General features: G+C 33.4%; 23 protein-coding genes and 1 pseudogene. 20 read left to right on the forward strand and 4 right to left on the reverse strand.

Annotated elements, in window-relative coordinates:
• The first annotated feature begins 139 nt into the window (after positions 1–139).
• The 5 genes from amaB to HM984_RS06590 all read left to right on the forward strand — a co-directional run bounded on the left by amaB (position 140) and on the right by HM984_RS06590 (position 5863).
• Complete coding sequence (gene amaB, locus HM984_RS06570) at positions 140–1693, forward strand: L-piperidine-6-carboxylate dehydrogenase (protein ID WP_020895597.1); 1554 nt, start codon at positions 140–142, stop codon at positions 1691–1693.
• 127 nt (positions 1694–1820) lie between these two features.
• On the forward strand, positions 1821–2516 hold the full coding sequence (locus tag HM984_RS06575; RefSeq protein WP_179348580.1) for a hypothetical protein: 696 nt from the start codon (positions 1821–1823) through the stop codon (positions 2514–2516).
• Positions 2494–3189 (forward strand): outer membrane beta-barrel protein, encoded by a 696-nt coding sequence (locus tag HM984_RS06580; RefSeq protein ID WP_179348581.1) that lies wholly within the window; start codon positions 2494–2496, stop codon positions 3187–3189. The genes HM984_RS06575 and HM984_RS06580 overlap by 23 nt, the downstream gene beginning before the upstream one ends.
• A 122-nt stretch (positions 3190–3311) precedes the next feature.
• Entirely contained in the window at positions 3312–4673 is a 1362-nt protein-coding gene (locus tag HM984_RS06585) for a DUF1800 domain-containing protein (RefSeq protein WP_179348582.1), read from the forward strand.
• 2 nt (positions 4674–4675) lie between these two features.
• Positions 4676–5863: a DUF1501 domain-containing protein gene (locus tag HM984_RS06590; protein ID WP_179348583.1), complete on the forward strand. Its 1188-nt coding sequence runs from the start codon at positions 4676–4678 to the stop codon at positions 5861–5863.
• Between the two features lie 214 nt (positions 5864–6077).
• Here the strand turns inward: HM984_RS06590 and HM984_RS06595 are convergent, their stop codons facing one another.
• The 4 genes from HM984_RS06595 to HM984_RS06610 all read right to left on the reverse strand — a co-directional run bounded on the left by HM984_RS06595 (position 6078) and on the right by HM984_RS06610 (position 9396).
• Entirely contained in the window at positions 6078–7211 is a 1134-nt protein-coding gene (locus tag HM984_RS06595; RefSeq protein ID WP_115808233.1) for an ATP-binding protein, read from the reverse strand.
• Positions 7212–7251: 40 nt separating this feature from the next.
• Positions 7252–7641 (reverse strand): four helix bundle protein, encoded by a 390-nt coding sequence (locus HM984_RS06600; RefSeq protein WP_115808231.1) that lies wholly within the window; start codon positions 7639–7641, stop codon positions 7252–7254.
• 48 nt (positions 7642–7689) lie between these two features.
• A complete protein-coding gene (locus HM984_RS06605; protein ID WP_179348584.1) occupies positions 7690–8442 on the reverse strand; it encodes an SDR family NAD(P)-dependent oxidoreductase in 753 nt (250 codons plus the stop codon).
• Positions 8443–8532: 90 nt separating this feature from the next.
• Positions 8533–9396 (reverse strand): aldo/keto reductase, encoded by an 864-nt coding sequence (locus HM984_RS06610; protein ID WP_371312136.1) that lies wholly within the window; start codon positions 9394–9396, stop codon positions 8533–8535.
• Positions 9397–9500: 104 nt separating this feature from the next.
• Between HM984_RS06610 and HM984_RS06615 the strand changes: the two genes are divergently transcribed.
• The 15 genes and pseudogenes from HM984_RS06615 to HM984_RS06685 all read left to right on the forward strand — a co-directional run bounded on the left by HM984_RS06615 (position 9501) and on the right by HM984_RS06685 (position 25806).
• The gene (locus HM984_RS06615; RefSeq protein ID WP_179348585.1) at positions 9501–10067 is read left to right on the forward strand and encodes a DUF4382 domain-containing protein; all 567 of its coding nucleotides are present in this window, start codon (positions 9501–9503) and stop codon (positions 10065–10067) included.
• Positions 10068–10287: 220 nt separating this feature from the next.
• Positions 10288–11289: an AAA family ATPase gene (locus tag HM984_RS06620; RefSeq protein WP_115808224.1), complete on the forward strand. Its 1002-nt coding sequence runs from the start codon at positions 10288–10290 to the stop codon at positions 11287–11289.
• A gap of 98 nt (positions 11290–11387) precedes the next feature.
• Positions 11388–12254 carry a DUF58 domain-containing protein gene (locus HM984_RS06625; RefSeq protein WP_179348586.1) on the forward strand — a complete coding sequence of 289 codons (867 nt, stop codon included), beginning with the start codon at positions 11388–11390 and terminating at the stop codon, positions 12252–12254.
• A gap of 85 nt (positions 12255–12339) precedes the next feature.
• Complete coding sequence (locus tag HM984_RS06630; protein ID WP_179348609.1) at positions 12340–14013, forward strand: hypothetical protein; 1674 nt, start codon at positions 12340–12342, stop codon at positions 14011–14013.
• A complete protein-coding gene (locus HM984_RS06635; RefSeq protein ID WP_179348587.1) occupies positions 14013–15017 on the forward strand; it encodes a vWA domain-containing protein in 1005 nt (334 codons plus the stop codon). Before HM984_RS06630 ends, HM984_RS06635 begins: the two co-directional genes overlap by 1 nt.
• A complete protein-coding gene (locus tag HM984_RS06640; RefSeq protein WP_115808218.1) occupies positions 15010–16050 on the forward strand; it encodes a VWA domain-containing protein in 1041 nt (346 codons plus the stop codon). The genes HM984_RS06635 and HM984_RS06640 overlap by 8 nt, the downstream gene beginning before the upstream one ends.
• Before the next feature lie 153 nt (positions 16051–16203).
• A complete protein-coding gene (locus HM984_RS06645; protein ID WP_179348588.1) occupies positions 16204–17046 on the forward strand; it encodes an aerotolerance regulator BatC in 843 nt (280 codons plus the stop codon).
• Between the two features lie 145 nt (positions 17047–17191).
• Entirely contained in the window at positions 17192–18961 is a 1770-nt protein-coding gene (locus HM984_RS06650) for a BatD family protein (RefSeq protein ID WP_179348589.1), read from the forward strand.
• Between the two features lies 1 nt (position 18962).
• Positions 18963–19721 (forward strand): tetratricopeptide repeat protein, encoded by a 759-nt coding sequence (locus tag HM984_RS06655; protein ID WP_179348590.1) that lies wholly within the window; start codon positions 18963–18965, stop codon positions 19719–19721.
• A gap of 48 nt (positions 19722–19769) precedes the next feature.
• Positions 19770–20063, forward strand: a complete 294-nt coding sequence (locus HM984_RS06660) for a hypothetical protein (RefSeq protein WP_218845027.1) — start codon at positions 19770–19772, stop codon at positions 20061–20063.
• An 88-nt stretch (positions 20064–20151) separates the two neighbouring features.
• Complete coding sequence (locus tag HM984_RS06665; RefSeq protein ID WP_179348591.1) at positions 20152–21744, forward strand: SulP family inorganic anion transporter; 1593 nt, start codon at positions 20152–20154, stop codon at positions 21742–21744.
• A 5-nt stretch (positions 21745–21749) separates the two neighbouring features.
• Positions 21750–22550 carry a universal stress protein gene (locus HM984_RS06670; protein ID WP_115808206.1) on the forward strand — a complete coding sequence of 267 codons (801 nt, stop codon included), beginning with the start codon at positions 21750–21752 and terminating at the stop codon, positions 22548–22550.
• Between the two features lie 29 nt (positions 22551–22579).
• Positions 22580–23215 (forward strand): annotated as a pseudogene (locus HM984_RS06675) (carbonic anhydrase family protein); the annotation flags it as partial.
• A 16-nt stretch (positions 23216–23231) separates the two neighbouring features.
• Complete coding sequence (locus HM984_RS06680) at positions 23232–23894, forward strand: DUF2490 domain-containing protein (RefSeq protein ID WP_371312140.1); 663 nt, start codon at positions 23232–23234, stop codon at positions 23892–23894.
• A 46-nt stretch (positions 23895–23940) separates the two neighbouring features.
• A complete protein-coding gene (locus tag HM984_RS06685; protein WP_179348592.1) occupies positions 23941–25806 on the forward strand; it encodes a SulP family inorganic anion transporter in 1866 nt (621 codons plus the stop codon).
• Positions 25807–25810: the final 4 nt, after the last annotated feature.

Raw genomic sequence — 25810 nt, forward strand, 5'->3', positions numbered from 1 at the left:
TGTAGAGAGGGTTAATTTGTTATTCGACTAACTCATAGGCCTTAATGTTATTCAATTTAGAGATGCCACACTTCGGCTAACTAAGTATTTATTACTAACTTCGCATAAAATTTTAATAATTCATAAAAAATAAGCAAATATGGAAGCAGTAGCTACCGATTTCGGAATAAAAGAAGCCTTACAACAGTTGGGTGTAAAAGATATAAATGAAGGATCTTCTACAGGTTCTAATAATTTTTCTAACGGAGAAATTATAGAATCTTACTCTCCTGTAGATGGCAAATTAATAGGAAAAGTAAAAACAACCACAAGAGCCGATTACGATAAAGTAATGGATGCAGCAACTAGCGCATTTAAAACTTGGAGAGATGTACCTGCACCACAACGTGGCGAAATTGTACGTCAGTTTGGTAATAAATTAAGAGACTTAAAAGAACCTTTAGGGAAATTAGTGTCTTACGAAATGGGTAAATCGTTGCAAGAAGGTTACGGTGAGGTTCAAGAAATGATTGACATCTGTGATTTTGCTGTAGGTTTATCGCGTCAATTAAACGGACAAACCATTCCTTCAGAACGTCCTGGTCACGTGATGAGAGAACAATGGCATCCAATTGGAGTTGTTGGTATTATTTCAGCATTTAATTTCCCAGTAGCAGTTTGGGCTTGGAACACAGCTTTAGCTTGGATTTGTGGTGATGTTTGTGTTTGGAAAGCTTCTGAAAAATCATTGTTATGTTCAATAGCTTGTCAGAATATTATTGCTGGCATTTTAAAAGAAAATAACTTACCAGAAGGTATTTCTTGTATTATTAATGGAGACTACAAAGTAGGTGAAATGATGACTACAGATCATAGAATGCCTTTAGTATCTGCTACAGGTTCTACAAGAATGGGACGTATTGTTGGTAAAACAGTTGCAGAACGTTTTGGAAAATCATTATTAGAATTAGGTGGAAACAATGCTATTATTATCACGCCAACTGCCGATTTAAAAGTGGTGGTTCCTGGTGCTGTGTTTGGTGCTGTGGGGACTTGTGGTCAACGTTGTACTTCTACGCGTCGTTTAATTATTCACGAATCTGTTTACGATAAAGTAAGAGATGCCATTGTTGGTGCTTACGGACAAATTAAAATTGGTAACCCGTTAGATGAAAATAATCACGTTGGACCATTAATCGATAAAGATTCTGTGAATACCTATTTAGCGGCTATTGAAAAAGCAAAAGCTGAAGGTGGAAACGTTTTAGTTGAAGGTGGAGTTTTAGAAGGTGAAGGTTTTGAAAGTGGTTGTTACGTAAAACCAGCAATCATCGAAGCTGAAAATCATTTCGAAATTGTACAACACGAAACATTTGCTCCAATCTTATACTTAATGAAGTATTCTGGTGAGGTTGAAAATGCTATTGAGAAACAAAATGGTGTGGCTCAAGGTTTATCATCAGCCATCATGACTAACGAAATGAAAGAAGCAGAGAAGTTTTTATCTTATGCTGGTTCTGACTGTGGAATTGCAAACGTAAACATCGGAACTTCTGGTGCTGAAATTGGTGGTGCCTTTGGTGGTGAAAAAGAAACAGGTGGTGGACGTGAGTCTGGCTCTGATGCATGGAAAGTGTACATGAGAAGACAAACCAATACGGTTAACTATTCTGACGAATTGCCTTTAGCACAAGGGATTAAGTTTGATCTTTAAGCTAAGGTTAAGTTTTTAAATATTTTAAAGCCATATCGAAAGATGTGGCTTTATTTTTTTTAACATTGTAGTGACGCAACCTTTTCTTACAAATTGCATCTACTTTAAAACCGATCTACTTCATGTTATGAAATTACTATTTAAATTCTTCTTAATACCGTTTTTTTTAACGGCGGTTTTGAGTTGTGAGGTTCACCTAGAAGATAATACTAGGATTTTAGTTGAAGGCACAATTAAAGACCAAGACAATATGCCTGTTCCAGATGCGAAAGTAAGTGTCCATACTAGAAGAAGTAATTTTAGTGGTGGTGAAAATCCGTACCTGTTAGGTGAAGGTTATAGTGCTTCTGATGGTACGTTTTTCGTGACATCATTTTATGATAAAGATGAAGATTTTGCTATTGAAATAGCATTAAATGAGAGTTACAGCACTTATGTTTATAAGTCCAATACTCTTAATTTTACTCCGATAGATTTAACTTATAATCTCGAAACGATAACCTTAAGAAGGTTAGCAAACTTTAATTATAATATTGTTAAAACAAGTAGTGCATCTAGCACCATTACCTATAGTTTTAGATATGTTGAAGGTTTTTGTTTAGAGTATTTTGAAGGGGAAACACTAAACGAATTACAAAGTGTTTGTTATCAAGAACGATTTATAAGTAAAACGCTTAATGATGATAATCCAGATTATGAATGGCTATTGCAGGTACCGATTGGTGAGGTTGTGGAGTTTACATATTCTATAAATGACGAACCAGAAATAATAGAATTTATTACAATTAATGAAAGCAGCTATGACTTTACGTTCAATTATTAATACACTAATAATTTTATTAGTTTTTTCTGTGGGTAATGCTCAAGATGAGTCTATTGGACGTGTAGCTAAAACAAGTTCTAGCAATGCATTTTTCGATTCTGAAGAGCGTCAACGTTTTTTTGCAATTATGGTAGGTGGTCACAAACCATTTACAAGCGGTGACAATTTTATGGGTGAAGGCTTAGAGGGTAAATCTGGAATTGATTTTAAAGTACAAATGTATATTTATAAGCACTTTTTTATCGGACTTGCAACAGGTGCGAGCTATTTTGATGTTAAAAATCAAGAACGCTTAGGGAGTTATAGAAAATCGAGAATTGCTGAAAACTATGCCTACTTTGGCTATGAATTATTACCTGCTGAAAAATTGAGATTAGGGATTAATATTGCTTTTGAGGGCAGTTTAGATTATAAAAACACGGGTTTTAGTACATCTGATATTGCTGAGCAGCATGATTCAGCGAAGTTAAATCGCTATGGATTATATCTTAATTATGAGTTAGCGAGGCATTTTATGGTGTACCTCGATTATGGCTATAATGTAAGTAAAACCAATATTGATGTGCCTTCTCAGTTAGATGATTTTTTTAGTAAAGGAAAGTATCATTCGATAGGAGTTGGTCTCGTTTTTACAATTGGAAGTCGCGATTTAATATCACGGTTTTTAAATTGATTTTTAGTTTTATTACTGATTCAAAAATAATTAATTTTAAAAACCGTTTGTAAAAGAGACGGTTTTTTTATTTGTAATGTTCTGAGTTAAACCATCAGAAAAATATTAAGTCTTAATTAAACATGACACAGCAACAACTTCAACATTTGTATTGGCGAGCAGGTTTTGGAATGCATCCAAAGTCCAATACAATCATATCTAAACAGAGAACATCAGTGGTTGAAGTACTTTTTGAATCTTCTAAAGCTTTTACTCCACTACATATTGATCTATCTTATTTAGATGGAATTAAACCAGTTGATCTTAAGAGTTTTCCAGAATTAGCACGAGAGATTAATCAAAAAGGTACCAAGAAAATTTTAGAGTTTAATATAGCTTGGGTAAAACGATTAGTTAATCCTAGTGAGTTACTTAGAGAGCGTATGACGTTGTTTTGGGCAAATCATTTTGTGTGCAGAGAGAGAAATCCATTATATGCTGAGCGGTATAATAATACGCTTCGATACTTTGCTTTAGGCGATTTTAGAGATTTTGTGAAAGCTATTTCTAAAGAAGCCGCAATGCTTAAATATCTAAATGGAAAACAAAATAGAAAAGCAAAACCTAATGAGAATTTTGCACGCGAATTAATGGAGCTGTTCACATTAGGTGAAGGACAGTACTCCGAAAAAGACATTAAAGAGTGCGCACGAGCTTTTACAGGCTATAGTCATGATTTTGAAGGGGATTTTGTATATAAAGAAAACCGTCATGATAATAATTCTAAGCTGTTTTTTAATAGCATAGGCAATTATGATGGTGATGATATTATCGATATTATTCTTAAAAACAAACAATGTGCTGCCTTTATTTCAGATAAGATCTACCGTCATTTTGTAAATCCTAAACCTAATAAAAAACATATCGCTGCTATGGCAGATGTGTTCTTTAAGGATTATAATATCGAAAATTTAATGCGGTTTGTGTTTCTATCCGATTGGTTTTATGATGACGATAACATCGGTTCAAAAATTAAATCTCCTATAGAGTATTTAGTGGGTATGGCGAATACAGTGCCTGTTGTATTTGAAAAAGAAAAAGACCTCATTAAAATTCAAAAATTATTGGGACAAACCTTGTTAAACCCACCAAATGTGGCAGGTTGGAAAGGTGATAAAGCTTGGATTGATGCCAATACCATTATGATACGTTTAAAATTGCCTTCTGTAATTTTGAATAACTCCGTAATTGATTCGGGCCAAAATGATCAATTCAAGAAGAAATTTATGCAAAAGTATAAAGGTAAATTACCTTTTAAAACCCTACCCAATTGGACTGCTTTTTTAGAGAATTTTGAGACTGTTGCCACGGGAGATCTTCAAGATTATATCCTTCAAGGGACTATTAATAAGGGGACTGCTGACTATTTAAAAACACTGAGTAAAATGTCTAAGCGAGAGTATTGCGTTCAGTTGATGTCATTACCAGAATATCAAATGTGTTAATTATGGATAGACGAAAATTTCTTAAAAATTCAGCACTAGCGAGCAGCTTATTTTTTGTTCCTGATTTTGTAAAAGCATTCGAAGCTGTGGCTTCAGAACGTTTAGGATATAAACGTTTGGTTATTGTACAATTGGCTGGAGGAAATGATGGACTTAATACCATAATTCCGCACAACAATGATTTGTATTACAACGCAAGGCCAAAATTAGCGATTACTAAAGATATTATAAAACTAAATGACGATTTAGGATTTCATCCAAGTTTAAGTCCGTTACGTGGGTTGTTTGATAATGGAGAATTATCCATCATCAACAATGTCGGTTATCCAAACCCTGTACGATCACATTTTAGATCTATGGATATTTGGCAAACGGCAAGTAGCTCAGATGAATATTTGCAAAGTGGTTGGTTGGGGCGTTATTTAGATCAGTATGGAAAACAGCCTTACAATGCTATAGAAATTGATGAGAAGCTCAGTTTAGCCATGAAGGGTGATCATTTTAATGGCATTGCAACTAACGATTTTAGAGTCTTGTATAATTCGGCAAAAGACCCATATTTTAAAAGTGTATTAAGCCATTATAACGATACACATTTAAGTGAACACAACTTAGGGTATTTGTATCAAACTATGATTGAAGCTAAATCCTCTGCGAATTATATTTTTGAAAATACGGATGTAAAAACTTCACAAGAAACCTATCCTCAAAACGCATTTGCAAAACAACTTAAAAATGTAGCCCAGTTTATTAATTCGGGTTTAGACACTAAGGTTTTTTACACATCTCTTGGGGGATTTGATACGCATGCGAATCAGAATAACAAGCAAACAAAATTATTATCAGAATATGCAGGAAGTGTCTCGGCATTTGTAAGCGATTTAAAGCGAAATGATACGTTTAAAGATACATTGATTTTAACTTTCTCTGAGTTTGGAAGACGTGTTAAACAAAACGCAGCTAATGGTACAGATCATGGTACTGCTAATAATGTGTTTGTAATCGGTAAGAATCTAAAGAAGGCGGGTTTCTATAATAATTTGGCGAGTTTAAGTGACTTGGACGCTAATGGAGATATAAAATACACTACCGATTTTAGATCGATTTATGCTACAATACTTTCAAAATGGATGGGTGTTTCTGCTGACGGTATAATTCCAAATAAACAAGAACAATTAAATTTTATTTAAGCGCATAAAAAAACCTTGTTTCAATTTTCAGCTTTTGGCTTTAGAGAAACAAGGTTTGGTAATTGATTAATAGCATTACAAATATGGACAATATTTAGGTGGGTCAGCAAAGTTTCTGATGAATGGTCGAAAAAAATGTATAATCAGTAGTGTTTTTAAGTTTGATTCGGTAAAACGCAAAAATCAGGGATTAAAAACATTTATTATCGGTGAACTAACTGTATTTTACTTTTCGTAATATTCGCATGGTTTCTTTGTACGAATAATAGAGTTCTAAATTGTAGCTTTTTAAATGTGGTTTTATCTCTTCCAATTTTTGCAATGCTATTTCAAATCCGTTTAGATAACAAATTAAATAGCTGGCAGCTAAATTCTTTAAATCTTGGGATTCGCTTTGAGACAGTGTTATGGTCTTTTTTAGTTTTTCTAAAATTGAATTATTAGAATTGTAAATATGGTGTAACACTTTTTTATCAAATTGAGGCGGCTCAAATACGAGATTAACTTCAATAGAATAACTAGCGTTGTTTTCGAAGTGAATAATCTTTTCTTCAAGTTTGTAGTATTTATGAGACTGATACAAGCCTAGTTTTACATATTCAATAATTATAAAAGAATCTTCGGTATATGAAATTGAAACTTCATCTAAAGCCGAATAAAATAGACGAACCTGTTCATTAATTAATTCGATATCTACTCTAGAAAAGAACAATTCATTTTTTACATACTTTTTGTAGCCAGACCAACACAACACAAAGTATTCTTTAAAAACTTTATACTGCGGACTAAAATCCTGACGCTTGTTCATAAAATCGAAAACACCATCTAATGTTAGTTCAATATTATTTTGTGCATTGTTTTCAATCGCTGCAACAATTTTTGAATTTACATCTTCAATTTCAATATCAAAAACCTTAGGCATGCTGATGCTTCCGTCTCTAAAAAACACAGAGCCACCGTAATATTTCCAGATGTTTTTTTTAAGAGCTGTAATACTATCAAGGGGTCTAATAGTTACTAAACCAACGACTTTGTCGTCTGGTAAATGCGGAAATGGAATGTTTTCGTATTGTACAATTGGCGGATTGTTGAGGTAAGCGTTAATGAGATTCTGAATTTTGCTATCATCAAAAAAATCGACACCAATAATTTCGTTATCGGTATCTTCTACTCCAATAACGATATAAGAATTGTTCTTTGGATTGCTGTTAGAGAGTGCGCAAACATGTTTTAAAAACTTCGCTTTTCCTTCTTTTTGACTAATATCAATTTTTCGCTTTTTATCATAAAAACTGTTCTCATCGTTGTGAGCAAGTAAGTGCTTTATGAGAAGGCGTTTGTTAATCAAGGACTATTGTCTATTAATTATTGTTATTATTTATTAGGGCTTAATCGAACTTTGGCCCTTTTCGATTAGATTTTTTTAAATAATTCATAAATTTTGAAAGTTGCTCAATAAGATTTTCGGCTTTCGAATTAAGCTCAGTATATAATTCTACAGTAATATGATTTCTGTTTTTTGCACGCAATAATTGTGATTTGGTTTCTGCGCAAGAGCCGCGTGAAAAACTCAAAAACATAATAAATTCTTTATTTCCACCTCTACCGAATCCTTCAGCGATATTATCCATAATTGAACCAGAAGAACCATTTATTTGTTCTCTCAATTTATAATCTTTTTGTAAAGGTGTATTTATAATGATATCCCAAATAGCATCACAAAATGTTGTAGCATTTTTGTAAACTTCTAAATCTTCAAATGAACGATAATGTGCCATGGTGTAGAAATAAAAAATAATTAATAATATTCAACAACAGTGAAGAAACTATAAAGATTTCTTTACTGTTGTTGAATTGGCTTGAGCCGTACAAAACATCAATACATCTGCAATATTTACATGAGCAGGTCTAGAGATGGCAAAATAAATGACTTCTGCTACATCTTCCGCTTGCAAAGCTTTATAGCCTTTGTATACATTATCTGCTGCGGCATCTCCTTTAAACCGAACCTCAGAAAATTCAGTTTCTACCAAACCAGGATTTATAGCACCTACTTTAATTCCGAAGGGGTTTAAATCAATACGCATGCCTTCTGTAATGGCTAAAACGGCATGTTTACTGCCGCAATACACATTACCATTTGGATACACTTCTTTACCTGCAGAAGAACCTATATTAATAATTTGTCCGGATTTACGTTCGGTCATTCCTGGAATAATAGATTTACTAACATAGAGCAAACCTTTTACATTAATATCCATCATCGCATCCCAATCGTCTAAATTTCCGGTTTGGATGGGGTCTAAGCCATGGGCATTACCTGCATTGTTTATTAAAATATCAATATGTTGATACTCTTTTGGTAAAGACGCAATAGCTTCAAATGTTTTTTCTCTATCGCGAACATCAAAATTTAACGTATGCACATTGGTTTCTTTTGAAAGTGTCCTTTGAACACTATCTAAGCGCTCTTGTCTACGACCACATAATATTAAGTTAATGCCATGTTTCGCAAATACATGAGCCGTTGCTCTTCCGATTCCGCTTGTTGCTCCTGTTATTAATGCTATTTTTTTCATGTTTCTGTCATTCCTGCGAAAGCAGTAATCTCTTTATTGTTATGATATTTGAGTTTTAAATACAAGATTCCTTCTTTTTGTAGGGATTCACTAAGGTACGTTATGTCCTTGTGCAGCTTGTAAAATTAAAAACCAATCTTCTAATTCTAATTCAATTTTCGCTGCTTCAACAGCGAGTTTTAATCGTTTTTCAGTCGTTGTTCCTATAACAGGGTGAATACCTGAGGGATGCTTTAAGATCCAAGCCAATAACAACTGATCTTCCGTTGCGTTATATTTATCCATTAATTCACCTAGTTGTTTATGGATACGTCTGGTTTGTTCATTATCGTCTTTAAATACAGAACCTAAAGGAGACCAAGCCATTGGTTTTATGCCGCTAGTGGTCATAAAATCTAAGGTGCCGTTATACATTGCAGAATGTTCGGTTAGAGAGAATTCAATTTGATTGACGTCAATATCCATGCGTAAACCAATCATGTCCATTTGCGATGGTGTAAAATTAGACACACCAAAGTCTCTAATTTTTCCGTCTTTTTTTAAAACGGTAATTGCTTCGGCAATGTCTTCAGCAACCATTAACGGACTAGGTCTGTGCAGTAACAATAAATCTAAATAATCAGTTTCAAGATTTTTTAGAGAGTCTTCAACAGAACAAATAATATGATCTTTACTGTAATTGTAATGTTTAACTTTATTTTTTCTGTTATCACTGAGTTCTTGAATACCGCATTTTGAAATTAGCTGAAGGTCTTCACGTTTAAGACTAGAGCTTTTAAATGCTTTACCAAAGTCGGCTTCAGTAGTATAAGCCCCATAAATGTCAGCATGGTCGAAAGTAGTAATGTGGTTAGAAACACAGAAGTTCATTAAAGCTTCCATCTCTTTATTTGAGAGCTGTTTTCCCCAGCTTCCCCAGGTCATAGTACCTGCAATTAATCGAGAATATTTCACTTTATTTTCAGTTTATATAGGTTTTTGTGCAATTCATGCATAAAAATACTCAAAACATACCGAATGAGGTATCATTGCTCTGTAATTATTCAATACCCCAAATTATGAAACATTTACAAGCCATTAAGTTTTTAGCATTTACATTTATCATTTTAATCAGCGCAACAAGTTGTTCTAAAGATGAGATGGATAATACCGATCAATTAGCAGCAGTGTCTGTTAGTTTAAAAAGCACGACACAAGACCTTAATAAAGTTTACTTAGATATAGCCGATGTGCAAATACGTGTTACAGAGGAGAAAAGTGCTTCAAATTGGGTTAGCCTAAATGCAATTAACACAGGTACACACAATGTTAGCGCGCTTAATGCTGATAATCAATTGCAATTAGTAAGTTATTTTGAAATTAAATCGGCATATGTTTATGAAATTAGAATCGTTTTAGGTGACAATAATTTTATGGATATTGACCAAACATTATTCAGTTTAGATGTTGCAGATAAAGGAAATGCTACACCTTCTAACTTGGTAAATACAGAATTTGAATCTAATCATATTTATGACATAGTAATAGATCTTAACCTCGATGAATCTATTAGCTTTAATGCGTCTGATAATATGATGGTATTAAATCCTAAATTGTATACAGAAATAAGAGACATTCAATATTAATTATCTAATCCATGATTAATAGAACTCGTTTTGGCGAGTTCTAAACTTTAAATGAGCAATACTTCGGTGTTGCTCTTTTTTTTAACCAATTGTTAACAGCAACTAAGAAAAAAAATTAACACTTTGCATGCTCTAAAACACACGAAGCCATTTCTTATTAAAAAATTACTTTAAAATGAAATTGGTGTAAAACATAGTTTTGTTCTTAAACCCTTAAATAATGGAAGAAACGAGTACAGTTGATATTAAGTCAATTAACGAAAAGATAGAAAGAGAAAGTGCATTTGTAGATTTATTAACCTTTGAAATGAATAAGGTTATTGTTGGACAAAAGCATATGGTAGAGCGATTACTCATCGGTTTATTAGGTCAAGGTCATATTTTACTAGAAGGTGTGCCAGGTTTAGCAAAAACATTAGCGATTAATACGCTTTCAAAAGCGATTGATGCTTCTTTTAGTAGAATTCAGTTTACACCAGATTTATTGCCTGCAGATGTTGTTGGTACATTAATTTTTAATATGAAGGAGAATGACTTCACGATTAAAAAAGGACCAATCTTCGCCAATTTTGTTTTAGCAGATGAGATTAACAGAGCACCAGCTAAAGTACAATCGGCTTTGCTTGAAGCGATGCAAGAAAAACAAGTTACTATTGGTGATGAAACGTTTATTTTAGACAAGCCATTCTTGGTAATGGCAACGATGAACCCAGTTGAGCAAGAAGGAACGTATCCGTTACCAGAAGCACAAGTGGATCGTTTTATGTTAAAAACGGTTATCGATTATCCAACGATAGATGATGAGCAGCAAATTGTAAGAGCGAACTTAAGAGGAACTTACGAAAAAGTAAACCCTGTAGTTTCTATCGCTCAAATTCTAAGCGCACAAAATGCAGTTAGAGAAGTTTATATGGATGAAAAAATTGAGAAATATATTCTCGATATCATTTTCGCAACACGTTATCCTGAAAAATATAAACTAGGGGATTTAAAACCATTAATTTCGTTTGGAGCCTCTCCTCGTGGAAGTATAAACTTAGCCACAGCAGCGAAATGTTACGCTTTTATTAAACGAAGAGGTTATGTTATTCCAGAAGATGTACGTGCTATTGTTCACGATGTTTTACGTCACAGAATAGGAATTACTTACGAAGCAGAAGCGGAGAACATCACTTCAGAAGATATTATCAATAAGATTGTAAACGTAATCGAAGTACCATAATAGTGGTCAGTAAATCAGTATTCAGTTGGCAGTGGCTAACTCCAATTCTGATTTATGCGTAACGACTAACTGAAGACTGCTCACAGCAAACTGAAAAAATGGATACTAAAGAACTTCTTAAAAAAGTACGAAAAATAGAGATTAAGACACGTCGTTTGTCTGATCATATATTTGGAGGTGAATATCACTCAACCTTTAAAGGTCGTGGTATGACATTTTCTGAAGTGCGCCAGTACCAATTTGGCGATGATGTAAGAAATATAGATTGGAACGTTACAGCAAGAACCAATTCGCCTCATATTAAAGTTTTTGAAGAAGAGCGAGAACTTACCATGATGCTTATGGTAGATGTTTCAGGAAGTGAAATGTTTGGAACACAAAACCAATTTAAAAATGAAATAGTTACAGAAATGGCAGCTACATTAGCATTTTCTGCAACTCAGAACAACGATAAGATAGGTCTTATTTTATTTTCAGATCAGATTGAACTTTATATTCCACCTAAAAAAGGACGTTCTCATGTACTTAGAATAATTAGAGAATTAATAGAGTTTAAGCCTAAGAGTAAACAAACTAACGTTGCAGAGGCCTTTAAGTTTTTGTCTAACGTCATGAAGAAAAAGGCGATTGTTTTTGTGCTATCCGATTTTGTAGCCGATAATTACAAGCAGAATCTTAAAATTGCAGCAGGTAGACACGATATTACTGGGATCAGAGTCTATGATAAACACGAGGAAGATATTCCTAATTTAGGCATGGTTCAAATGCAAGACGAGGAAACCGGAGAATTAATTTTGGTAAATACGTCATCTAAAAAGGTAAGACAGAATTATAACCAATTTTATAACGAAAAAGTCAACTATTTTAAAGACAGTTTCACTAAATCTGGAGCAGGAGTTATTGATTGCCGTGTAGATGAAAGTTATGTAAAGAAACTCTTAGGGTATTTTAAAAGAAGAGGATAGAAAAAAAGAGTAGAGGAAAAGAGTTTTGCGAAAAGAAGAAAAGAATATGAATAAGAAAAATAACATAATAAGAAATACAAGCCCAATGGTCAGCCATCTTAGGTCAACCGTTTTAGGTCTATTTTCTATATTCTGTTTTCTATCATCACTCGTCTCTTCAGCTCAAGTTACTTCTGAAATTGACACCACAAAAATTAGAATTGGTGAGCAAATCAACTATAAAATTAATGTAGAAGCAGATTCTTTAGCACTGGTTGTGTTTCCAGAAGGGCAAACATTTATGCCTTTAGAAAATGTAGAGGCTTTAAAAATAGATACCACTAAAAGCGAAGCAAAATTTCTACTATCTAGAATCTATAAGCTAACACAATTTGATTCTGGCGTATATACAATCCCGAGGCAAAAGATCATTATAGGGGAGCAACCCTTTTTTACAGACTCTTTAAAAGTTTCGGTTAATACGATTGAGGTCGACACAACAAAACAGAAACTCTACGATATTAAGCCTATTATTGAAGTTGAAGAAAGTGGAAGTGATTGGTGGAAATGGATTCTAATCGCATTATTCATAATTGCGGTTGTTGCATTTTTATTGTATTGGTTTATTTGGAGAACAAAACCATTAACAGAGGAAGAAGAAATAGCGTTATTACCTCCTTATGATCGTGCAAAATTAGCCTTAAAAAAGCTTGATGAAAGTCAATTTTTAATGCGCTCAGAGGTTAAAGAATATTATTCTGAATTAACCTTTATTGTCAGAAAATATTTAGATGAAAAAGTCTATGATCGTGCTTTAGAAAGTACCACATCAGAATTAATTACAAGATTGAATTTATTAAAAGATGGCAATCAAATTCCGCTTTCAAAAGAAACCATCTTACATATAGAATCTATATTACAACGTGCCGATTTAGTTAAGTTTGCAAAGTCTGCGCCAGATACTGCGCTTGCAGAAATGGATAAATCTACGATAGATAAAGCTATAGACCACGTTAAGGTGAGCTTGCCAGAACCATCCGAAGAAGAAAAGTTATTAGATCAAAAGTATAAAGAAGCACAAGAACGCAAAAAGAAGCGTACAAAAATATGGATTACCGTTGGTATTTCAGTATTTCTGATTATTGCAACCTTTGTTGGCTTCGGGATAAAATATGGCTTTAGCTACGTAAAAGATACTATTATTGGTCACGAGAGTAAAGAGTTGTTAGAGGGTAATTGGGTAAAAAGTGCTTATGGTTTTCCACCTGTTTGGATTGAGACACCAATAGTATTAAAACGTGTTGATCCTCAAATTCCGGAAGAAGCTAAAGAGAAACTCAACATGACCACTTTTGCTTACGGTACCATGTTAGATGTTTTTAGTGTGGTTATCAATACCACGACACTAAAAGTGCCTAAGCAAGCACCACAAGGAGAAAAAACAGAGAATCCTACCTTTGATTTATTGAAGGTTTCAGAGGAAACTATTAAAGGTTTTGAAGCAAAAGGAGCTTCCGATATAACGATTAAAAGAGATAAGTTTATTACCCCTAATAATGCTGAAGGCTTAAAAACATTTGGTACGTTAAACCTTAAGGGAGCAGAAACAGATAATTTTGTGAATGCAGAATATGTATTGTTATGTTTTTCTAATGAAAATGTATTACAACAAATTGTGATCACTTGGTCTAAGGACGATAATTATGCCGATGAAATGATTGAGCGTATTATGAATTCTGTTGAGTTAAAATCTGAAGAGCCTGTAGAAGAAAAAGAATAATGTTAGAGAATATACAATTTTTAAATAAAGAATTTTTCTGGTTGCTGTTGCTTTTGCCAATAGCAATAGTTTGGTATGTCTTTAAACACAGTAAACAAACGGCCGAGTTAAAAATATCGAGTATTAAAGGTTTTAAAGGGGCATCTTCATTTTGGACAAAATTTAGACATGTTCTCTTTGCATTGCGCTTACTTGCTTTAGCCTTTTTAATTACAGCTTTAGCCAGACCCAGAACTGTGGATGTGTCTACAAAGACTAAAACCACTAGTGGAATAGATATTGTTATGGCAATTGATGTTTCGGCAAGTATGTTGGCAAAAGATTTGCGTCCAAACCGATTAGATGCTTTAAAAGAAGTGGCAGCCGATTTTATTGATGGTCGCCCAAATGACCGTATTGGCTTAGTAGAATATGCTGGTGAGGCTTATACTAAAACACCAATCACCAGTGATAAATCTATCGTAAAAAGATCGTTAAGAGATATTAATTACAATTCTATTATCGAAGGCGGAACGGCAATTGGTATGGGTTTAGGAACTTCTGTAAACCGATTAAAAGATAGTAGAGCTAAGAGTAAAGTTATTATTTTATTAACGGATGGTGTTAATACGTCTGGTGCCTTAGACCCCAAAACAGCTAGTGTTTTAGCTGTAGAATATGGAATTAAAGTCTATGCTATTGGTATAGGTACTAATGGTACAGCATTGTCACCAATTGGTTTTAATCCTAATGGAACGTTTAGATATGGTCGTATGCAAGTAGAAATTGACGAAGCTTTATTAAAGGAAATTGCAGCAGAAACAGGTGGGAAATATTTTAGAGCCACAAACAATGATAAGTTAGCTGAGATTTATGAAGAAATTAATAAGCTCGAAAAAACCGAAATTGAAGAAACAAAATATTACAATTACGACGAAAAATACAGGCCATTAGTGCTCTTTGCAGGACTGTTATTATTGATAGAATTATTATTAAGAAATACAATATTTAGAAGCTTTGTTTAGAATTGACGAAAAAATATGGTTTTGGACGTTACTGGTAATACCGGTAATCATTCTGTTGTTTATACTACTCCAGCTTTGGAGACGGTCTGTACAGAAGAAATTTGCAGATTCTGGCTTACTAAAACGTCTTAGCCCAAATCAATCCTTATTTAAAAGTGTTTTAAAAATGTTAGTGCTTTCTGGGGCGTTTGCTTGTTTGTCTTTAGCCTTAGTGAATCCTAAAATAGGTACAAAATTAGAAACGGTTAGAAGTGAAGGTGTAGATATTGTTTTTGCCGTAGATGTTTCAAAAAGTATGTTGGCTGAAGATATTGCGCCAAACCGATTAGAAAAATCCAAGCAGTTAGTTACTCAAATTGTGAATAGTTTAGTGAGCGACCGTGTGGGTATTATTGCGTATGCTGGCAAAGCATTTCCGCAATTACCAATTACAACAGATTATGCTTCGGCAAAAATGTTTTTACAAAACATGAATACCGATATGTTATCCTCACAAGGAACAGCAATTAGCGAAGCGATTCAACTTTCTAAAACCTATTTTGATAATGAAGATCAGGCCAATAGGGTGTTGATTATTATTTCAGATGGAGAAGATCATGATGGAGAGGCTTTAAGTGTTGCAGAAGAAGCTGCAGAACAAGGCATAAGGATATTAACTATTGGAGTTGGTAATGTTAAAGGAGGACCTATTCCTATAAAGCGCAACGGAGTAATTCTTAATTATAAGAAAGACAATAACAATGAGACTGTTATTACCCGGTTAGACGAATCTACATTAAAAGAGATTGCAGCAGAAGCCAATGGAGTTTACATTAACGGAAGCAATACGGCTAAAGTTGTGGAGACTATAAAGGAAGAGCTAGATAAAATGGATAAACAAGAATTTGAATCGAAACAAATTGCAGATTTTAAAGATCAATTTCAATGGTTTTTGGCTTTCGGAATTCTATTATTGTTTATTGATATCTTCTTTTTAGAACGAAAAACAGCTTGGTTAAAGAAGTTGAATTTGTTTAATGAAACATATATCTAAAAGGATTAATTGAGAGGCTTCTTATAAAATAAGTTCAATGCGACTTTTTTAATCAACAGAAGCGAACGAATTAAAATTTTTAGATTTTTTTTAACGCTAAGTCAATTAGAGCTTTAGTAATTTAGAGGTCGTTTTCATAATTAAGAGATACACATGAAACTATATATACTACTTATTACGATTTTTATTGGAAATTTTGGAATATCCCAAGATCTCAATAAAGAACAGTTAAAAGCTGACAAGAACGCAACCAATTTTGTGTATAAAGCAAATGAGTTGGTCGGGGAAGATAACTATGTAGAAGCCGAAATGGAATACAGAAAAGCCATTTCAGAAGCGCCAACCAAAGCTACAGGTGCTTATAATTTAGCACATTCGTATTACACAAAAGGGAGTTTTGATGAAGCCTTATTTAGAAGTCAAGAAGCAGCAAATAATGCAACTACCAAAGATGAAAAGCATAGGGCGTTTCATAATATTGGTAATATTTTAATGCAAAATAAGCAATGTAAAGAAGCAGTTGAAGCTTATAAAAATGCCTTGAGAAACAATCCACTTGATGAAGAATCGCGTTATAATTTTGCCTTAGCAAAAGAATGTGCCGATCAGCAAAAAGATGATGGAGGAGGCGAAGATGATAAGAAGGACGACAATAAAGAAGACGAGCAGAACAAGGAAGACGAGCAGAAGAAAGAGGACGAAAATAAAGACGATAAAGAAAAGAAAGACGATCAGGATAAAAAGGACGAAGGAGACCAAGATAAAAAAGACGGAGATAAGGATAAGGATGAAGACGGTAAGCCAAAGGATGATGGTAAAGGAAATGAAGATAATAAGGATAACAACCAAAAACCGAAGCCACAACAAGGCCAAATGTCTCCTCAGCAAATAAAGAATATTTTAGATGCGATGCAAAATCAAGAACAAAAGGTTCAAGAGAAAATGAATGCAGAGAAACAAAAAGGAGCTAAAGTTAAGACAGAAAAGGATTGGTAATAATCAGTTAACAGTATTCAGTCGCAGTATGAGGTCTCTTACTGTGATAGGTAAGCTTGTTTTTTTAATTAAACAGTTTGTAGGTTCTCATAAAACTTTAAATTTTTGTCACACTGAGCGCAGTCGAAGTGTATTAATAAATTAAATGAAATCAATTAAAAACATAGTAATAGTATTCTTAGTACTTGCAACAAGTATCGCTTCTGCACAAGTTAAATTTGAAGCAAAAGTCAGCAAGAAGAAATTAGGGATTAATGAGCGCTTACGTATCGATTTCGAAATGAACGAAGACGGAGATAATTTTGTGCCTCCAAGTTTTGCAAATTTTGATGTCGTTGGAGGGCCAAATACGTCCGTGAGTAACTATTCAAGAAATGGTAAACGTTCTTATTCTAAAACCTATAGTTATTTTTTAGCACCAAAATCGCGAGGAAACTTTACAATCAAACAAGCAACCATTGAAATCGATGGTGAAACCTATAAAACATTTCCAATAACGGTAAATGTCACTGCTGCTGTGAGTGCTCCTAACGAAAATGCAACCGCTTCAGAAGTTGCTTCAGAGAATATTCATTTAGTTGCTGAGGTATCAAAAGCAAGTCCATATTTAAATGAAGCTATCACTGTAGTTTATAAATTATACGTTTCAAAAGATACAGGAGTAAGCAGTTGGAGAGAAAAAGATACGCCTAGATTTAATGATTTTTGGAGTCAGAATATAGATGTTAAAGGATTTACTGTTCATACAGGCGAATATAATGGTGAAGAGTACCGTTATGTTATTCTTAGAAAAACAGTGCTTTATCCTCAAAAAACGGGGGCTTTAAAATTAGAGCCGTTAGTGATGGAGGTCACTGTAGAAGTGCCATCAAATAGAAGAGATGTTTTTGGTAGGGTATTATTAACTAGAGTGCCAAAAATGGTCACTGCTGGTAGTAGAACTATTAATGTAAAAGCATTGCCAGAAGAAGGAAAACCTTCTGATTTTAAAGGTGCTGTTGGTAATTTTGATTTCAAAGTTTTAACGTCTAAAACACAGTTAAATGCTACGGAATCGCTTCAGGCTAAAATAGAAGTTTCAGGATCAGGAAATTTAAAACTTTTTGAATTGCCAAAGCTTACGGTTCCGAGTTCCTTAGAAGTTTATGAACCAGAACACCAAGAAAATGTTCGGACTAACCTAAGTGGTATGCAAGGTAATATTTCTGATACGTACACCATAGTGCCACAATACAGAGGGAAATATCCTGTTCCGACGATTTCATTTTCATATTTCGATTTAAAAACGGAAAGTTATAAGCGTATTTCTTCAGACGATATTGTTATTGATGTGTTAGAAGGTCCTATGGCAGCTAATGCGACCACGGAAAACGCTGCAGATACAACTAAACAGACGGTTAATACAAGTGCAACTACGTTTGCCTTTATAAAAACCAATTCTAATTGGACGAGCATAAAATCAGAACCGTTCTTTAAGTCTACTGGGTTTTGGTCTTTATTATTGGTGCCATTTTTGGCCATTCCCTTAGCAATCATTGTGAGACGCAAAAAGGACGAACGCGCTGCAGATGTGCAAGGTAATCGTATTAGAAAAGCAGATCGTTTGGCTAAAAAGTATCTAAGCGAAGCTAAAAAAGCACTTGGGCAAAAAGAATCATTTTACTTAGCCTTAGAAAAAGCACTTCATAATTATTTAAAGGCAAAGTTGACTATTGAAACTAGCGATTTTAACAAAGAAAAAATTGAAAGTCTATTAATAGAGAGACAGGTTTCAAAAGAAGTGGTTTCAGATTTTATTTCAATATTAGAAAATTGCGAATTGGCACGTTATACTCCAATTACACAGGTTACCATGCAGAATGATTATGATAAGGCAGCGAATACAATTTCATTAATAGATAAGCAACTAAGATAATATGAGAACAATTACCGTCTTACTTATATATTGTTTTAGCCTTATTGGCTTTTCTCAAAATGACCAAAGTTTTAATGATGCAAATGCCTTATATAATGATGGCAAATTTGCAGAAGCGATTGATGTGTATGAATCTATTTTAGATTCCAAAGAACATTCTGCCGAGCTCTATTTTAACTTAGGAAATGCCAATTACAAGCTTAACAATATTGCGCCTAGTATTTATTATTTTGAAAAAGCGCTTCAATTAGATCCAAACGATAAGGACATACAAAATAATTTGGCTTTTGCGCAAAACATGACGATTGATGCTATAGATACGGTTCCGGTTGTTGGGTTTTCAAGAATAATAAATAATATAGTCAATACGTTTAACACAGATGTTTGGGCAAAAATCGCAGTAGGTGGTGTGCTTTTATTTGTAATTATATTTTTAGCCTATCACTTTTCATATACGAGTTCAAAAAAAAGAATTGCGTTTGTAACTAGTATTGTTAGTTTATGTATTGCCTTTTTTGCAGTAGCTATGGCTTTTCAAAAAGAAGGTTTAAATAAAAAAGATAATCCTGCAATTGTATTTGTACAAGAAAGCAGAGTGAAAACGGATCCTAATCCTACTAGTGAAGAGGTGTTTAGGTTGCATGAAGGCACTAAAGTGCAGGTCGTTGAAACTTATGATGATTGGAATAAAATTCAATTATCTGATAACTCTACAGGTTGGATTCCTTCTAAAGATATTAAACTATTAAAGGTTTTTTAGAACTAATTTAACAGTCTGTTAAAATCGAACATATTATATTTGCCGCTTATGCAAAAAAGCTCCAAATACAGAATAGCTATTTTTTTAACCATAGTATTTATGGCGCTTATTTCTGCACCTACAATTATCATGTCTATTGATGACTCAATTGATGTGGCGTGTTTTTTTAGTATAACTGAAGAAGAAGAGAACGCACATGCTAAGCTTCTGTTTGATAAAGATCATCAAGATTCAGAATTTTTATTTGAAGATCAAGAAATTACACATCTTGAAGGCTATAGGTTTAAAAATTACCCTAAACCACATCTTAATTTAATTTCTCCACCTCCCGATTTTATTTAATATTTTTTCGTCCGACATTTATTGTCCCCCAAAAAAAGTATTAAAATAACTATTGAAATCTATTCAATAGATAAAATCATTATATAAAATGTTTAAAACATTAAAAAACGACTTGCCTGCAAGTGTCGTTGTATTTTTCGTTGCACTACCCTTATGTTTGGGTATTGCTTTAGCCAGTGGAGCACCACTTTTTTCAGGAGTAATTGCTGGTGTAATTGGTGGAATTGTAGTAGGATCCTTAAGTGGTTCTAAATTAGGAGTTAGTGGGCCTGCAGCTGGTTTAGCAGCTATAGTATTAACAGCCATTGGTACTTTAGGTGGTTATGAAAACTTTTTAGTAGCTGTTGTATTAGGTGGAATTATTCAATTGCTATTTGGAGTATTAAAAGCCGGAATTATTGGCTATTATTTTCCGTCTTCTGTAATTAAAGGTATGCTTACAGGTATCGGAATCATCATTATTTTAAAACAAATCCCTAACTTTTTTGGCTATGATGAAGAATCTGCTTGGGATTTAGAATTTTTTGAAATTGACGGTGGTAATACGTTTTCAGAGCTAATTTCTATGTTTAGTAACATACACCCTGGAGCTGCCTTAGTAGGAATTATAAGTTTATTACTATTAATACTTTGGGATAAGGTATTGACTAAGAAATCTAAAGTATTTGAAATTATTCAAGGGCCTTTCGTTGTCGTAGTTTTAGGGATAATATTCTTTACATTAACACAAAACCACGACGTACTTTCTATAGGAGGAAAACATATGGTAAGTGTTCCAATTCCTGATGATTTAGATTCTTTTATTGGTCAATTTAGCTTTCCTAATTTTGCTGTAATTACAAATTATGAAGTTTGGATTGTCGCTTTTACCATTGCATTAGTGGCAAGTTTAGAAACCTTATTAAGCGTTGAAGCATCAGATAAACTTGATCCAGATAAGAACGTAACACCTACCAATAGAGAATTATTAGCACAAGGAACAGGTAATATTCTTTCAGGATTAATAGGAGGTCTTCCTGTAACTCAGGTAATTGTTCGAAGTTCTGCCAACATACAATCTGGTGGGAAAAGTAAAATGTCAACTATTATTCATGGATTTTTATTATTAATTTCTGTAATATTAATTCCAACGTTACTTAATAAGATTCCTTTATCAGTGTTAGCTGCAATTTTATTAATCGTTGGTTATAAATTAGCAAAACCATCGTTATTCAAAAAGATGTATAATTTAGGATGGAAACAATCAGTTCCATTTTTTGCCACCGTAGTAGGAATCGTTTTTACAGATTTATTAGTTGGTATTGGTCTAGGATTAGCTGTTGGTATTGTTGTTATACTATTAAAAAGCTACCAAAACTCTCACTTCTTGCATATTGAAGATAACAGTAATGGAAAACACAAAATTAAGATGGCACTTGCTGAAGAAGTAACCTTCTTTAATAAAGGTGCAATTCTTAAAGAACTAGATAGTTTACCAAGAGATACGTATTTAGAGTTTGATGTTACAAAGACGAGGTACCTAGATTATGATATTATTGAAATTCTCGAAGATTTTGCCTTTAAAGCAAAAGAGAGAAATATAGATATCAAATTAGTTTCAAAACGTGGAGTTGTTGAAAATCCACCGAGTTTTATTGAGTTCTTTCAATTAAGACCTAAGTCTAATATAAGTTTAAGCTAGAAATCATGAAAAATAGTAAATATAAAATATTGGTACTTTCTGATTTAAGCAAAACGACAAGTACCACCATAAAAAGTAGTGTGAGTTTAGCACAAATGATTGATGCAGACATCGAATTATTTCATGTTAAAAAACACATTGATATTGTAGATAGAGATAATCAGCTCTCTGCAATTAGAACGTTAAATGATGAACAGATTTCGACTAAAAAGAATATCGAAGCATTAATTAATCCGATTTCAAAAGCGTATAATATAACCATCAATTATAGTTATGCTTTTGGGAAAATTAAAGAAGAAATCCGTAATCAGATCGCACTTTCTAAGCCAGATATTATTGTTTTAGGACAACGAGATTCTAATCCGCTACAGCTCATTGGAGATAGTATTACACGTTTTATCTTGAAAAATTTTAAAGGTGTCATTATGATTTCATCCAATGAAAACGCATTGGTGCCAAATGAAAAAATGTCTTTAGGAGTTTTTAATGATTCTAATAAAATCTTTAATACTGAATTTTCAAAAGATTTAATGCTGCATGCAAAAGCACCGTTAAAATCTTTCAAAATTATAAACAGCCAACAAGAAACTGAACACACAGCAACTGAAAATGAAGAAAAAATCATAGAGTATGTATTTGAGCAAAATGCAGATGCTATGGATACCCTTTCCTCATATTTGTTGAAAAACAATATTAACTTATTGTGTGTAGATAGAGCTGAAGGTAAATCGAAAAATACAGGTGAAGCCTCATTAAGAGAAGTGGTGAGCAAATTGAATGTTTCATTATTAGTTTCGGAAGCATAGATAAATAACAATTAAAATTAAACGAAAAAAACATTATGAAAGCACATACAAAAGAAACCCAAGCAACAATGACACCTCAAAAGTCATTGCAATACTTAAAAGAAGGAAACCAAAGATTTCAAAATAATTTAAAGGCTAATCGTAATCTTTTAGAACAAGTAAATGATACAAGCGATGGGCAATTTCCATTTGCAACGATTTTAAGTTGTATCGATTCTAGAGTATCGGCTGAGTTGGTATTTGACCAAGGATTAGGAGATATTTTTAGTGTACGTGTTGCAGGTAATATTGTAAACGAAGACATTTTAGGTAGTATGGAATTTGCATGCAAGTTAGCAGGTACAGAACTTATCGTCGTTTTAGGACACACAAGTTGTGGAGCTGTAAAAGGAGCTTGTGACCATGCAGAAATGGGGAATCTAACCAAGTTAGTTCAGAAAATAACACCAGCTGTAAATGCAGTTACGGAGCCTAAGGACGAAAGTTTAAGAACTTCTAAAAACTTAGATTTTGTAGATGACGTATCACACATGAACGTACAATTAATGATTGATAGAATTCATGCCGAAAGCCCAATTCTTACCGAAATGGAGAAAAACGGTGAGATTAAAATTATCGGTGCGATGTACGATGTAAATACGGGTGAAGTAAAATTTTATGAATAAAAAGTAAAAATATAATATGTTTAAAAAAATAAATATGGTAGCTCTAACGCTTTTGTTAGTGCTACCATTTTTTACGTATGCACAAGACAGTAATTTTGGTAATTGGCTTATTTATATAGGAAATAAGAAGCTAGATTCCAAATGGAATATCCATAATGAAGTACAATACAGAAGCTACAATATTATTGATGATTTAGAGCAATTACTTATAAGAACAGGTGTTGGATATAATTTATCAGAAAACAATAATAATATTTTACTCGGTTATGGTTATATTCTATCTCAAAATTATACTGATGAATCCGAAGATAAAATTTCTATAAATGAGCATCGTATATTTCAACAATTTACAACTAAACAAACTTTTGGTAGTGTCGGTTTAAGTCATCGCTATCGTTTTGAACAACGTTTTGTTGAAGACGATTTTAAAATGCGCTTTCGTTATTTTTTAGGAATTAATGTGCCGTTAACGAAAAAAGAAAGCAATAGCTATTATCTTTCCGTATATAATGAGATTTTTTTAAATACGGAATCTTCTGTTTTTGATAGAAATAGAGTTTATGGAGGCTTAGGTTACAAGGTGAATAAATCACTAAGAATAGAAGCCGGTTATATGAATCAATTTTTTGAAACTAATAATAGAGATCAATTTAATATTATTACGTACCTTAATTTCTAAAAAAAATCAAGATTTGTATCAATAGATTTTAATAGAATATAGAATTATGAAAAAGTTTTTTTCCCATCTTAAAGGTGATGCTTTTGGAGGTATTACAGCAGGTATTGTTGCGTTACCATTAGCCTTAGCGTTTGGAGTGTCGTCTGGTCTTGGTCCTAGTGCAGGACTTTATGGTGCTATCTTTTTAGCTTTTTTTGCAGCACTTTTTGGCGGTACTAATACGCAGATTTCTGGGCCAACGGCTCCAATGACAGCGGTAAGTATGGTTCTAATTGCAGGATTATTAGCTGTTAATGAAGGAGATGTTAGTAAATCACTTCCTATAATTCTAGCTGTATTTATCCTAGCAGGGTTAATGCAAATTGGTTTAGGGGTTTTCGGCTTCGGAAAATACATTAAGTACATTCCATATCCTGTGGTTTCAGGGTTTATGACAGCCATTGGACTCATTATAATTATCACACAAATTTTGCCAGCAGTGGGCTATTATGCAGGTGAGGATGCCGCGTTAATTGAAAAACATATGCCTCATGCTGAAGAAATGCTTTTAAATGATATTCTAAAAGAAGAAGCTGGTGAAGGTATATTGGTACTTGAAAATTTTAAAGAAACAGTAGATAGAGCAAGTAGAATTACACCTGAAGAAATGGAAAGTGAAGCGTCTATATTAGCAGGGAATTCTGCTTCTGGTGCATTGGGAGCATTAAAAGCAATACCAAGAGCCTTACAAAGTATAAATTGGTTAGAATTGCTACTAGCTCTTGGAACCATACTTATTATATACGGATTTAAACGTATAACTACTGCGGTACCAAGTACTTTAGTGGCTTTAGTAATTGTTTCAGGAATTGCTTTTGGCTTTGGTTTAGACTACAGGCCAATCGAACAAATCCCTAGTGGTTTTCCGGTGCCAAATATGGCCATTTTCACCGAATTTGATTTCGGGAATTTAATGCCTTATTTCTTTACCGCGTTTACCTTAGCGTTATTAGGGTCTATTGATTCCTTATTAACGAGTGTGGTTGCAGATAATGTTACTAAAACAAAACATAAGCCAAATAAAGAGCTTATCGGACAAGGTATAGGAAATACTATTGGTGCTTTATTTGGTGGTTTACCAGGCGCAGGTGCAACTATTAGAACGGTTGTAAATATTAACGCAGGTGGTAAAACTAGATTATCCGGAATGATTGCTGGTGTCTTTTTATTATTGATTCTTTTAGTTTTAGGAGATATTGCATCACAAATCCCAGCAGCAGTTTTAGCAGGTATTTTAATTACCGTTGGTTTTGGGGTTATGGATTATAAAGGTTTAAAAGCGATCCCAGCGCTACCAAAAGATATTAAAATTGGCCCATTAAAATTAAGTTCTGAAGTTTTAATTATGATTGTCGTATTACTACTATCTACATTTTGGAATTTAGTCTATGCGGTAGGTATCGGATTAATAATAGCATCACTTATGTTCATGAAAAAAATAGGTGATTTAACGGCCTTGCGATCCGATGTTAAATCTTTAAAGAAAGAGAAGGCTTGGTCAGATGAAGCTGATTTTCCTGAAAAACTAAAAGAAGAAGTTTTTATTAAACACCTAAAAGGACCATTGTTCTTTGGCTCTACTAGTGAATTTCAAGCGTTAGCAGATCAAATACCTATTACAGCTAAAACCGTAGTAATACGTTTAGGACGTATGCAATATATGGATCAATCTGGGCTCTACGCTATGGAAGATGTGCTTCAGGATTTATCAAAAAGAAATATCCAAGTCTTGTTTGTTGGGTTGTTAAAGCAACCAAGATATATGATGGAACGTATTGATATTATTCCAGATTTAATTCCTAAAGATCATATTTTTAAGGATTTTGATAGTTGCTTAAACTGGATTAAAAATAATGTAAAGGATGAATTTTAACTGA

The organism is Winogradskyella pacifica (genome assembly GCF_013403915.1).
Lineage (GTDB): Bacteria > Bacteroidota > Bacteroidia > Flavobacteriales > Flavobacteriaceae > Winogradskyella > Winogradskyella pacifica.

Coding starts and splice junctions, on each gene's coding strand:
- HM984_RS06655 (WP_179348590.1), top strand. CDS start 18,963: ATGAGAACAATTACCGTCTTACTTATATATTGTTTTAGCCTTATTGGC.
- HM984_RS06615 (WP_179348585.1), top strand. CDS start 9,501: ATGAAACATTTACAAGCCATTAAGTTTTTAGCATTTACATTTATCATT.
- HM984_RS06660 (WP_218845027.1), top strand. CDS start 19,770: ATGCAAAAAAGCTCCAAATACAGAATAGCTATTTTTTTAACCATAGTA.
- HM984_RS06605 (WP_179348584.1), bottom strand. CDS start 8,442: ATGAAAAAAATAGCATTAATAACAGGAGCAACAAGCGGAATCGGAAGA.
- HM984_RS06650 (WP_179348589.1), top strand. CDS start 17,192: ATGAAATCAATTAAAAACATAGTAATAGTATTCTTAGTACTTGCAACA.
- HM984_RS06580 (WP_179348581.1), top strand. CDS start 2,494: ATGACTTTACGTTCAATTATTAATACACTAATAATTTTATTAGTTTTT.
- HM984_RS06620 (WP_115808224.1), top strand. CDS start 10,288: ATGGAAGAAACGAGTACAGTTGATATTAAGTCAATTAACGAAAAGATA.
- HM984_RS06670 (WP_115808206.1), top strand. CDS start 21,750: ATGAAAAATAGTAAATATAAAATATTGGTACTTTCTGATTTAAGCAAA.
- HM984_RS06600 (WP_115808231.1), bottom strand. CDS start 7,641: ATGGCACATTATCGTTCATTTGAAGATTTAGAAGTTTACAAAAATGCT.
- HM984_RS06645 (WP_179348588.1), top strand. CDS start 16,204: ATGAAACTATATATACTACTTATTACGATTTTTATTGGAAATTTTGGA.
- HM984_RS06680 (WP_371312140.1), top strand. CDS start 23,232: ATGTTTAAAAAAATAAATATGGTAGCTCTAACGCTTTTGTTAGTGCTA.
- HM984_RS06585 (WP_179348582.1), top strand. CDS start 3,312: ATGACACAGCAACAACTTCAACATTTGTATTGGCGAGCAGGTTTTGGA.
- HM984_RS06590 (WP_179348583.1), top strand. CDS start 4,676: ATGGATAGACGAAAATTTCTTAAAAATTCAGCACTAGCGAGCAGCTTA.
- HM984_RS06635 (WP_179348587.1), top strand. CDS start 14,013: ATGTTAGAGAATATACAATTTTTAAATAAAGAATTTTTCTGGTTGCTG.
- HM984_RS06685 (WP_179348592.1), top strand. CDS start 23,941: ATGAAAAAGTTTTTTTCCCATCTTAAAGGTGATGCTTTTGGAGGTATT.
- HM984_RS06630 (WP_179348609.1), top strand. CDS start 12,340: ATGGTCAGCCATCTTAGGTCAACCGTTTTAGGTCTATTTTCTATATTC.
- HM984_RS06575 (WP_179348580.1), top strand. CDS start 1,821: ATGAAATTACTATTTAAATTCTTCTTAATACCGTTTTTTTTAACGGCG.
- amaB (WP_020895597.1), top strand. CDS start 140: ATGGAAGCAGTAGCTACCGATTTCGGAATAAAAGAAGCCTTACAACAG.
- HM984_RS06665 (WP_179348591.1), top strand. CDS start 20,152: ATGTTTAAAACATTAAAAAACGACTTGCCTGCAAGTGTCGTTGTATTT.
- HM984_RS06625 (WP_179348586.1), top strand. CDS start 11,388: ATGGATACTAAAGAACTTCTTAAAAAAGTACGAAAAATAGAGATTAAG.